Here is an 11,669-nt window from a genome sequence, read left to right as displayed (position 1 = left end):
CTAACTTTATTTTTTCTTGATAAATGACCTCTGAAAAATCAGCTTTTATGGTAACCCCCCCAACAGTCTGCCAGATATTTCAACAGCAGAAGAGAGTTCATTTTTATGTTGCCAGAGCCAATTTGTAAACCTTGTGACTTTATCGACTTGCTCGTGGCTCATCAATTTGAGAAAGACCCTTTGTCGTTTTTGGATATCAAAATTTTCAGTGTTCCAAATTTCTTGAATGACGAATCGCTCCATCAGCGATGAAGTGAAATCATAGACATTTTTTAATTGCTTGTTTTCGATACTTGTTTTGCTAATGATAACTCCTTGTTCTTCCAAATTTTTCAACTCGCGCTCTCTTTGAGTAAAGATAAGATCAATTCCACTCAAATCAAACTGTTTGTTGTTGTGCAGACGACCATTAGAAATAGACAGAGCAATCAGCATTAATAATGTCTGTTCTTCTTCACAGCAGTTTTCCCAAATAGTTTGGAAAATATGTCTGGTATTACTTTCAAACTCCCTGAAAAACTCATCATTAATTTTTCTCATACCTTTCAGCCTCCATTGGATCAATGCTTAAAAATTAAAAAGGTTGTATAGATGAAAGCCTGCAATTTGTAGCAAGGTTGGGTGTCTACCAGCCATTTGAGAAATGTTTTCTCGTAACTGTAGTGTCATTTGTGTTGTTAGTGGTTTAAGTAGTTCCTCTACTTCCTGTTCAGTAAAGAGCTGTAGATGAAGGAAGAGATAGTGATTAAACCAAGGAGAGGCGTTTAAATTGAGTGTGGGATTAAGTTCATTGAGGCGCTTGCGTGAAGTCACAATCATTGAGAGATATTTACTCTCGTGACAGTGAACAGCCAAACTACGACACTCGCTCAAAAATGTGACCATGTCAGCTTCAGCGTATTTTTCATTTGGGGAAAGGACAACGTCAAAATCATCTACTAACAGCAACAAAAATTTATTTTGTCTCCCCAATTCCTTCAACACATGACGCAGGCTATTTCTACTTGCTCCACCTTCTCCTAAAAATGTTTCAATTTCAACTTGCAATTGAGATCCACGATCTAACTTATCGTTTATCTCTTTGAGGACTTCTTCCCAAAAACCATAGGGAGTAAAGGGAGTAATACTCTCGCAACTCAGAAGAACAACTACAGCTACAGATGGATCGAGTCCATGTTCTTCCATAGTTTGGGGAGAAGCCAATTTTTCCAATAAAGAGCGCTTCCCCATTCCTGGACCTCCCCAAATTGCTACATGACCGCGAGCATTCACCAAGGCGCACGCAGCTGCGATTTCATATATCCGCCCGACAAAACGTTCTGGGGCTACTGGTCTTCTGGGAGTGAAGGGATTTGGTAACATCACCATGTGATCTCATAATTTAGAAACAATTTTTTGGTAGATGCACTTCACAGTAAATTAATACGAATTTCACAGGATTTTGTTTCTTTTTTTCAAGTATAAATTAAAATTATCCGAGAAGTCACTGATTGTGAGGCGTTACATAAGTGCATTTTATGTGAGCTAAAGCAATACAGTAGAAACTGTACGGTACGGCCTCTACATACTGTTATCTATTATGATCCAAAGCGGAATAGCCATATTCCTGAAAGAAAGCACATAATAAGATCAGTAAATATTCAGGAACTACAAGAGAATTTAATATAACGTGAGTACTTCTTACCTTCCTGTGTCATTCATGTATCATGAGTGAACAGTGCCCACTCTACAAATTATGGTTTTTTTGTAAGTTTCCTGAGATTTGGCACCATTACCAATTAGGGGTGTAAGGCGTAGAAAATCGCCCCCCTTCTTTCCTCCCTGCTCCCTGCTCCCTGCTCCCTGTTCCCTGTTCCCTGTTCCCTGTTCCCTGTTCCCTCTGTTTCTACATCTTCAGAAACTACACAAAAGCCAATAGCGTCAAACAAAGCAGAGTCTTTTTGTGGATGTGACAGCTTGAAAACCCGCTCTAACTATTGGCAGCTTCTACCTTATATTCGACCCCAATGGCAAACTATCGTTAAGGGGTTCATTGGCATTTTAGGATATGTCCTGGCAACTTTGGCACTTCTGAGATATGTGCGTCAATTTGCAACTGTCTTTGGTGGGGGTGATTTGAACGCGATCGCCCTACAACTTGCCATCATCGCAGCAGTCTTTCTGGTACGAGGCTTTTTTCAGTCCGTGCAAGATATCTACATGGCAAAAGCAGCACTAAGAGTTGCTTTCCATCTCCGTAATAAAGTTTACTCACACCTACAAAAGCTCAATCTCAGCTATTTTGAAACTGCAAAATCTGGTGATTTATCTTACCGCCTCACTGAAGATGTTGATCGAGTCGGGGAAGTTGTCCACAAACTCTTTCACGACTTTATCCCCTGCGTTTTGCAGTTAGTTGCAATTCCCATCTATATGATTTCTCTGAATTGGCAACTGACATTAGCCATAATTATTGTTGCACCCCTGATGGGTATTTTAATTGGTTGGTTTGGTGAACGGTTACGCCGATTCTCTCTTAAAAGTCAAAATCGCATCTCAGATTTGTCAGCAATACTCACGGAAGTTGTTAGTGGTATCCGCATAGTACAAGCTTTTGCCGCAGAAAATTACGAAACTGCCAGGTTTAGCCGAGAAGCAGAACGCACAATGAGCGCGAAATACTCAGTGGAACGGCTCAAAGCAATTCAAATTCCCATTGTGGGATTTTTGGAAGCTGTGAGTGCTTTAACACTACTATTCGTTGGCGCAGCGCAAATTGCAAATGATAACTTGACGGTGGCAGAGTTTTTCAGCTACCTGACTGCAGCAGCGTTGTTAATTGATCCTATCGGTCACGTTACGAACAACTACAATGAGTTTAAACAAGGTGAGGCATCTGTTGACCGAGTTTTTGAGTTGTTGGCGGTTCAGCCAACGGTAGTAGAAAAACCAAATGCTCTGTTGCTTCCCCCGGTAAGTGGTAAGGTGGAATATAGTCGTGTGTCTTTTGCTTACAAACCAGGTGAACCTGTTTTAAAAGATATTAGTTTGTTGGCACAGCCGGGAGAGGCGATCGCCCTTGTCGGTGCTTCCGGTGCAGGTAAAACCACTTTTGTCAATCTTCTCCCCCGGTTTTATGACGCAACTGCTGGTGAAATCTTCATTGACGGCGTTGATATTCGGGATGTTACCCTCGATAGTCTGCGGCGACAAATTGGAATTGTTCCCCAAGAAACCATGATGTTTTCTGGAACAATTGCCCAAAATATTGCTTTCGGGCAAGATTCTTTTGACATGGAAGCGGTAGAGAAAGCAGCTTCGATTGCTAATGCTCACCAGTTTATCACCCAACTAAGCGATGGTTATCACACGTGGGTGGGAGAGAGAGGGGTAAATTTATCTGGTGGACAACGACAAAGAATTGCTATTGCGCGTGCTGTTCTTTTAAACCCCAGAATTCTTATTTTAGATGAAGCCACATCTGCATTAGATTCAGAGTCGGAAGCTTTGGTACAGGAAGCACTGGAAAGGTTGATGGAGGGGCGAACTGTGTTTATTATTGCTCATCGGTTGAGTACGGTGAGGCGGTGCGATCGCATTTTAGTTCTCGAACGCGGGCAGATTCTCGAATCGGGAACTCATGAAGAATTGTTAACCCTGGGGCATCGCTACGCTAGATTCTACGCCCAGCAGTTTAGTAGAAGTCATGAATTCAAACAGTGAACACTTATCAGTTATCAGTAGTTACTTGTTTACTGTTCACCCTCCGGGAACGCCCGTCGCCAGGGCGTGAAAGATCCGTTCGGGTTCGCCCTATGGCGGCTCGCCATAGGGTGGCTGAGGATCACGGGCGTGTATCAGTCGGAAGATCCTGGCAGTCTTCTATCGAATTTTCATAACGACTTGGTAGTAGAGATGTAGAAACAGCCGATTGTGAACTGTCTTCGGATATTCCTGTCCAAGGTGTGGTGGGAGTGTCTATCTCTTCTAAAGAGATATTCCCCACTTTGTGTTGAAGCAAACTTCGTTCGCTGTGTTGACTACTCAACCTAGCGAGCGCCTCTAACGCCTGGGATGCAGATTGATAACGTTGTCGGAAGTCTTCCCGCACCATTTTAGTAAGAATATCTGATAGAGATTGGCTGACGTATGCCTTATCAACCCATTTCAACTCTGAGTTAGCATCTCTTTCTATTTCGTGGGGAGCCATGCCAGTCAAGGCTTTGATGCCAATCATGCCGACTGCATAGATATCACTACTATACTGTGGACGTCCGTAGCACTGCTCACTTGGTGCATAACCCCGAGTGCCAATTCCAATGGTGAAAGCAGTTTGCTCTGAATGATCAAGGATTTGTGTTGTGACTTCTTTAACGGCACCAAAGTCAATCAGAACCAGTTTGCCGTCTGAGTCTCGTCGTATGATGTTACTGGGCTTAATGTCTCGGTGAATAACGTTATTGTTGTGAACAAATACCAATGTTTCTAATAAATCCTGTAAAATCTCGATAACTCGTGTTTCCAGAAGCCGTTGACCTGGCAACATTTCCTGGCTCAGAGCATGACCAATTATATATTCTTGAACTAAATAAAATTCTTCATCTTCTTCAAAATAAGCTAAAAGTTGTGGTATCTGTTTGTAACTTCCCTGTTTTTGTAGAGCTTGAGCTTCGGAACTAAATAAACGTCTGGCGATCTCCAACTGCTCTGGTTTACTGTTAGCTGGTTTTAACTGCTTGACAACACACAAAGGGTTATTTGGAAGTTTGATATCTTCAGCAATGTAAGTTTCGCTAAATCCACCTGCACCAAGAACTTTGACAATTTTGTAGCGTCCATCCAGGATTTTGCCAGATACTGCCATCTCCCTTTTCTGTAACAAGTCTTTCAAGTCATCCTGCTGGCTAATGATTTCTTGAACAACACGGTCAGAGGGAAATTGGTTCATAATATTGACCAGTTGGATTTTCCTGATAATTTCTCTGGAGACTTCTGTTCCCAGATAAGCCAATCCAATCATGGCGATCGCCACCACCGGTACCGCAGTCGGCAAGATGAGTAAATTGTGGACAAAGATGAGATAGCTAATACCTCCCCAACTGATGGCAAGGGCGATACTAACGACAAATCTAGTTATACCTCTTTTTCTGAAGGCAATAATAACCCCACATCCACTGACTAAACAAAGCACAAATAAACCACGGATGAATGGATTCTTAATTGCTTCGGTGATTGCTTTATCTTGCATTAAAGTTGCGATCGCGTTGGCGTGAACCTCCACCCCTGACATTCGCTCTGGATACAACCAATTGCCCATAGCCGGAACTGAATGATAATCGTCCCCTTTGTCTGACTTCGCTGTTGATCCAATCAGGACAATTTTGTCTTTAAAAAACTTGCCCTGCTGTAGATAGGTGTTCCAGTTTTCTGGATCGAGTACGTACCAAAAGGGGATTTGGTTAAATGTTCCTTCTGGTCCGTGAAAATGTATCCGATCGCCCTTAGGTGGAGGATAATCTACTTGGGCTGCTCTTAATGTTGCTTCATCAAAAGAGAGCATCTTCACTGTTAAAGCATCTTCTTTATCGATCACCTTGGAGTACTCGTTGGCCAATTTGTGAATTTTCCCATCTACCTCTAGAGGGAAATTTACAGTACCAATGGCGACAGATCCAGTACGAAACATTTGCCGGGGCTGTGTCAATTGCATGACTTGACCTTGATGTGTTTGAGATTCTTCGTAGAGTGCAGCCAGAGTCACTTTGCTTCCATAACGTTGCACCGACTCTCGCAACTTTTGATCATCTTCAACACCGTAACTACTTGGTGTACTAAAAACTACATCTACTGCCACAGAGCGTGCCCCTGCCTTGATTAACTTCTCAATCACCTGAGCATATGCAGCACGTTTAAAGGGAAAAGCTTGGAGTGGCTCAAAGAAACTATATTTTTGTGGATCTGCTTTATAGTATTGCTCGCCAAGTGATATTGACTGTTCATCTATTGCCAAAATCACAATCTCTTTTGGAGGAGTTTCGGGTACTCGTAGTAGATAAAATGTAGTTTGAGCTTGGTTTTCCATAAATTTCGCCAAGTTCAGGCTAGAAGCTGCCAGGAGTGCTGCACCCACTGCTGAAACACCAGCAAGTAAATGCCCCAAACGAGCCAATCGCTTTGATCGACGTGCTAATACCGTCAAAGGTGCTTTTGTAGAAATCTTTGACGATCGATTGGCAGCAGAGACGTTTTTTTTGGTTAATGTAGTAGGTTCTGGTGCCATATCAGAGTGCTAATTTAATTACGTTCAACATCTTTAATCTATTGACAGAGTCTTGAAGTGCAACACACCTGAAATGAAAATCTTATAGATTTGTAAACAATTTTGTTTTCTTCTCCAAATTTCTGTGAATGAAGCAGCCACCATTAGTGGTAGTTGTTGCGGTAGATGCACTCTCAGGCGGCTCCTCAAAAATTGTGAGTTCACAGTGGCTAAGAATTGTTTTAGTGATCAATAGGTTGGATCTAGTAAATTTTAGCACTATAACTGTACTCTTAGTTTACCTTATACCTGAACTAGGGGTATAGGGGTATAGGGGGAAATACATTTACGCTTGGGATAGAGAAAATGCATTTATTCTCTTATTCCCCTACACCCGTGACCCCTGTGACCCCCGTGACACCCCTACACCCCTGTGTTTCTTGAAAGCGCCCGACGGGCGGCGCACCACCCGCTACAAATGAAAGAAACACCTTTTTCACGCCAGATACCTAGGTCGGGAGACCCTCATCAAGTACTGGCTCACGCCACATGCCTCAACGCGGGGAACCCGCGCACGGCAGTGGCTCCCTTACACCCCCACACCCCTACACCCCTACACCCCTGTGTTTCTTGAAAGGCTACGCCAGCACAAAGCATGTCTGGAGGATACAGCCAGTCTGCTCTTTGGTAAGCGAGCTAATTCTTAAACTTTTCGATACCTCTTTAGGAGTAAACTTGATTGGTATAGACCAAAGAATGCTGTTACGTAGTCAATTTTCTTGGTAGATTTTGATTCTAGGGGCACGCTTACCAGCCAAGAGAGAAAAAAATTAACATTACTAAACTGGAGGACAGCGACTACTCAAATGCTTCCGTCGATTTTTTAAATGCTAGAGGTTAGATAAAAGCTATATATGACAATATATAATTTATAGATACCACCAGAATTAATATTTTCTAATTGCTGCTATCATCTATTGTTAAATCTAAATTGCTTATATATTATTAGGTGTAACTTTACTATGGGTTTTACGATGAATCGTCTGTCTATTTTTGTAGACGGAAACAATATGTTCTATGCTCAACAAAAAAATGGCTGGTTTTTTGACCCACGAAGAGTCTTAGAATATTTCAGGCACGAACAATCAGACACAACCTTAATCAACGCTTTTTGGTACACTGGCTTAAAAGACCTACAAGATCAACGAGGATTTAGAGATGCTCTCATTAGTTTAGGTTATACAGTTAGAACGAAAATTTTAAAAGAATATTATGATGATTCATCTGGTCGTTACTCACAAAAAGCTAATTTAGATATAGAAATTGTTGTAGATATGTTTAATACAGTAGATCAGTATGATCGAGTTGTTTTATTTAGTGGAGATGGAGATTTTGAAAGAGCAATAGAACTGTTACGGGGAAAAAATACGCATATTACAGTAGTATCAACAGAAGGAATGATAGCTAGAGAACTACGTAACGCTACTGATAGATATATAGATTTAAATGATATTCGGGACAGAATAGAAAAAGTAGATTCTCAGTTACCTTAGCAATAATTTACAAGAGGAATTGCAAAGAAACTAAGGTAAAAAGTATTTTAAGTCACAAGTAAGAAGTCAACAACAAGCCGCAAATGAACACGACACAAGATAGAATCATCATATTTGACACCACACTTCGAGATGGTGAGCAGTGTCCGGGAGCAACACTGAACATAGATGAAAAACTAACTATCGCTAAGCAACTGGCACGTCTGGGTGTGGATGTAATAGAAGCAGGCTTTGCGTTTGCCAGTCCTGGAGATTTTGAGGCTGTGACTAAGATTGCCCAAGTTGTGGGGACACAAGATGGTCCTGTGATCTGTAGTTTAGCAAGAGCGCGACACGAAGATATTAAAACTGCAGCCCAAGCAATCAAGCCAGCTGCCAAAGGGAGAATTCATACTTTTATTGCAACAAGCGATATTCACCTCAAGTACAAACTGAAAAAGACAAGATCAGAAGTAATAGCGATTGCTGAAGAAATGGTGGCTTATGCCAAAACATTCACTGATGATGTAGAATTTTCTCCGGAAGATGCAGGACGCTCTGAGCCAGAATTCCTCTATCAAGTTTTAGAGCGAGCGATCGCCGCCGGAGCAACAACAGTTAATATTCCTGACACGGTAGGTTATATCACACCGAGTGAATTTGGGGCACTCATAAAAGGGATTAAAGAAAATGTACCAAACATAGATCAAGCAATTATTTCTGTTCATGGACACAATGATTTAGGAATGGCTGTCGCCAACTTCTTAGAAGCTGTGAAAAACGGTGCCAGACAGTTAGAATGTACTATCAACGGTATTGGTGAACGTGCAGGAAATGCAGCATTAGAAGAATTAGTGATGGGTTTGCACGTCCGTCGACAATACTTCAACCCCTTCTTTGGACGTTCCATTGATTCGGAAGAACCATTAACAAATATTGACACCAGACAAATTTACAAAACATCCCGTCTGGTTTCTAACTTGACAGGAATGCTCGTTCAACCGAATAAAGCAATTGTGGGTGCGAATGCTTTTGCTCACGAGTCTGGAATTCATCAAGACGGTGTGCTCAAAAATAAGCTCACCTATGAAATTATGGATGCCCAACTAGTTGGCTTGACAGAAAATAAAATTGTCTTGGGCAAACATTCAGGAAGAAATGCTTTCCGGACACGTTTGAGAGAATTGGGATATGAACTCACAGAAACTGAATTAAATAAAGCATTTGTCAGATTCAAAGAAGTCGCAGACAAAAAGAAAGAAATTTCTGATTGGGACTTGGAAGCAATTGTTATTGATGAAATCCAACAAGCTCCGGATTTATTCCGTGTAGAATTAGTGCAAGTTTCTTGTGGTAGTAATGCTCGTCCTACCGCAACAGTCACACTTCGGACTCCAGAAGGCGAAGAATTAATTGATGCTGCGATCGGTACAGGACCAGTAGATGCAGTTTACAAAGCCATCAATCGTGTTGTCAACGTACCGAACCAGTTAATTGAGTTTTCTGTACAATCAGTCACAGCGGGTATTGATGCGATTGGTGAAGTCACTATCCGTCTAAAGCATGAAGGTAGAGTATTTTCAGGTCATGCAGCCAACACAGATATCATCGTAGCATCTGCTCAAGCTTACGTGAATGCATTGAATAGACTGTATGCATCCTTGCAAAAGAAACAACAGCAAGTCGTTGCAAAGAATGTGTCATGAACTAGGGGTGTAAGGGGGTAAGGGTATAAGGGTGTAGGGGATGCAATTATTCTCGTTACCAGGCTGCAGCCTGGTAACGAGCGTTGGGAGGCTCTGCCTCCTTAATCGAAGCTAAATAACAATAGTGCAGGATCTGAGTTATGATGACTTTTACAAGAAGTCTATTTAACGAGGATCATCCTCTGTAAAAGCGAAAGGTTGAGGTTCTCTCAAACGCATTTCGATTTGCTCCCGTCGATATTTAGCAAGTTCTTGGTAAATTTTTTTTCGAGCTAAATTCACGCTACCAATTGGTTCATGTTCAGGTAAAGTATGCCAAGGGTTGAAAGACAAACCCTCATCCAATCGTTTTCGCTCATCAAAGTCAAATTTTTGGCTAGGAATCTTGATAGTAGCTACCTTCATGAAAGGTGAATCTTCCTCTTTCCACTCCTGCATTGGATTTTCAATAGAAGTTTTTTCTTCATCTACATAAAGCTGAATGAGAAAGTCAAAAAAAGCATCCTGACCTTCTTGATCCAGATATTTGACGGCTGCTTCACGTAAATAATTATCAGCATCCGGTATTGAGTCGGGAACTGCTTCTATTTGTTGAGGTTTGACAGAAAACTTGATAGCTTGAGAACCTAATTTGTATGGTGTCGTACTCCAGTACTGAATGAAAAGTGGATTGCTGATTTTTTTACTAGCAATTTCCTGGAGTATTGCAAAAGAAGGTTGCATGGCTTGCGTTAATTCTGGATCAGCTTGTCCACTTGCTACTTTGGCAAGATCAACATAACCCTTGACATCTCGTAGGAAAAAGACTGGATGATTGAGAAGAATAAAATCCTGAGTTTTGTCTTCATCATCAAGAACTTTTTCGCCTTCAACACTCATCAATTTTATTGCCAAGCCATGAGCATTAGGTTTTTTATCTGAAGCGAACTTACCCCGCTTTTCTGCTTGTGCAGCATTAGAAAAACGAACCCAGATGGGATAGGTTTGAACTGTAGCGAATACGCCAACTTTTAGTGCAGCAGGAATGTCATTCTCGACGATAAATTCTCCCCAAACTAACGCATGGCTTTTCGGGTGTACTTGGCGTAAATCTGGTCCTTTTTCTTGCTGACTTTTTAAGTTATCGGCTAAAACCGCATCTGTGATTGTTTCTTGCTCTGAAGCAGATAATTTTGAAATGGTCATACTTTCCTCCTCTCAATGTGTGCAATCAATGAAAAAGGTGGGTAGTGCCTACCTAAGCAATCACCAAGGAATCGGCTTGCGGGAATTAAAGAAACCACCTGTTGGACCATCTTCTGGAAGTGTAGCAAGCCATACGGGAGTGTCAGCACCTTGCTCTGCAGTGTAAGTAGCCTCATCAGTTCCCATGTCTGTTTTGCACGAATCTGGATCAGCAGAATTGACCTTTATGGGGGTGTCTTTCAGTTCGTACGCCAGCGTAACTGTAAAAGCATTAAGCGCTGTCTTAGAGGAATTGTAGCCCAATAATTTTGTATCGTATAAGGCATGGTTCGGGTCACTGTGTTGCGTCAGGGAACCAAGCCCACTCGACACATTAACGATGCGTCCTGCTGGACTTTTGTGCAAAAGCGGTAAAAACGCCTGAGTCACAGAAATGACACCGAAGAAATTTGTCTCAAATATCTCTTTGACCGAAGCTACAGAAACAGAACTTGGGAGTTGTTCCCGACCACCGAGAATACCAGCATTATTGACTAAAATATCAAGCTTGGCAAATTTTTCTTCAACAGTCTTAGCTACAGTTTCGATGGTAGAAGTATCTGTAACATCGAGTTTGATAGACTGCACATCAAACCCTTCAGCCTGTAATTTTTCCGCTGCTTCCTTACCTTTGGTTTCATCACGGGCACCTATCAGTACGGTAATTCCTTGTTTTGCTAATTGGCGGCTGATTTCAAAACCAAGCCCTTTATTCGCCCCGGTGACTAGGGCAATTTTTTTGTCGTTACTTTGCATAGAGTTCTCTCCTCATTTTAGAAAAATGGCTGTTGTAGAAGACCACTTTGAAGAACTAGACTGAGATTGTTGGAATTCAAAGTTCCTAAAAATGCTGATAGAACGAGACATGGCTGATACCCGAATGTTCTCATGCCACAACACCGCAAATATACCTTAAAGAAGAACGCAGAATACGGAAGGGATTCTAAATCATTCGTGATAAAAAAAGCT

General features: G+C 41.7%; 8 protein-coding genes. 3 read left to right on the top strand and 5 right to left on the bottom strand.

The window, feature by feature from the left end; genetic code table 11:
• Window positions 1–45: 45 nt before the first annotated feature.
• Together DP114_RS35195 and DP114_RS35190 are read right to left on the bottom strand one after the other, a co-directional pair.
• Window positions 46–540 carry a hypothetical protein gene (locus tag DP114_RS35195; RefSeq protein WP_246162605.1) on the bottom strand — a complete coding sequence of 165 codons (495 nt, stop codon included), beginning with the start codon at window positions 538–540 and terminating at the stop codon, window positions 46–48.
• A gap of 27 nt (window positions 541–567) precedes the next feature.
• On the bottom strand, window positions 568–1,368 hold the full coding sequence (locus DP114_RS35190) for an AAA-like domain-containing protein (protein WP_246162604.1): 801 nt from the start codon (window positions 1,366–1,368) through the stop codon (window positions 568–570).
• Window positions 1,369–1,956: 588 nt separating this feature from the next.
• Here DP114_RS35190 and DP114_RS20445 point away from each other — a divergent pair.
• Window positions 1,957–3,702: an ABC transporter ATP-binding protein gene (locus DP114_RS20445; protein WP_171976987.1), complete on the top strand. Its 1,746-nt coding sequence runs from the start codon at window positions 1,957–1,959 to the stop codon at window positions 3,700–3,702.
• 121 nt (window positions 3,703–3,823) lie between these two features.
• On the opposite strand, the gene DP114_RS20440 is transcribed toward DP114_RS20445, so the two are convergent.
• Complete coding sequence (locus DP114_RS20440; protein WP_171976986.1) at window positions 3,824–6,259, bottom strand: CHASE2 domain-containing protein; 2,436 nt, start codon at window positions 6,257–6,259, stop codon at window positions 3,824–3,826.
• Between the two features lie 1,001 nt (window positions 6,260–7,260).
• Between DP114_RS20440 and labA the strand changes: the two genes are divergently transcribed.
• Window positions 7,261–7,791, top strand: coding sequence for a low amplitude/bright protein LabA (gene labA / locus DP114_RS20435; protein ID WP_048866685.1), 531 nt, complete (start codon window positions 7,261–7,263; stop codon window positions 7,789–7,791).
• A gap of 83 nt (window positions 7,792–7,874) precedes the next feature.
• Window positions 7,875–9,476 (top strand): 2-isopropylmalate synthase, encoded by a 1,602-nt coding sequence (locus DP114_RS20430; protein ID WP_169265495.1) that lies wholly within the window; start codon window positions 7,875–7,877, stop codon window positions 9,474–9,476.
• 165 nt (window positions 9,477–9,641) lie between these two features.
• Here the strand turns inward: DP114_RS20430 and DP114_RS20425 are convergent, their stop codons facing one another.
• Together DP114_RS20425 and DP114_RS20420 are read right to left on the bottom strand one after the other, a co-directional pair.
• A complete protein-coding gene (locus DP114_RS20425) occupies window positions 9,642–10,661 on the bottom strand; it encodes a catalase family protein (RefSeq protein ID WP_171976985.1) in 1,020 nt (339 codons plus the stop codon).
• A 60-nt stretch (window positions 10,662–10,721) separates the two neighbouring features.
• Complete coding sequence (locus DP114_RS20420) at window positions 10,722–11,456, bottom strand: SDR family oxidoreductase (protein ID WP_169265493.1); 735 nt, start codon at window positions 11,454–11,456, stop codon at window positions 10,722–10,724.
• Window positions 11,457–11,669: the final 213 nt, after the last annotated feature.

The organism is Brasilonema sennae CENA114, assembly GCF_006968745.1.
Lineage (GTDB): Bacteria > Cyanobacteriota > Cyanobacteriia > Cyanobacteriales > Nostocaceae > Brasilonema > Brasilonema sennae.
The sequence above is the reverse complement of the archived record's forward strand: the minus strand, read 5'-3'. Positions and strand labels throughout refer to the sequence as shown.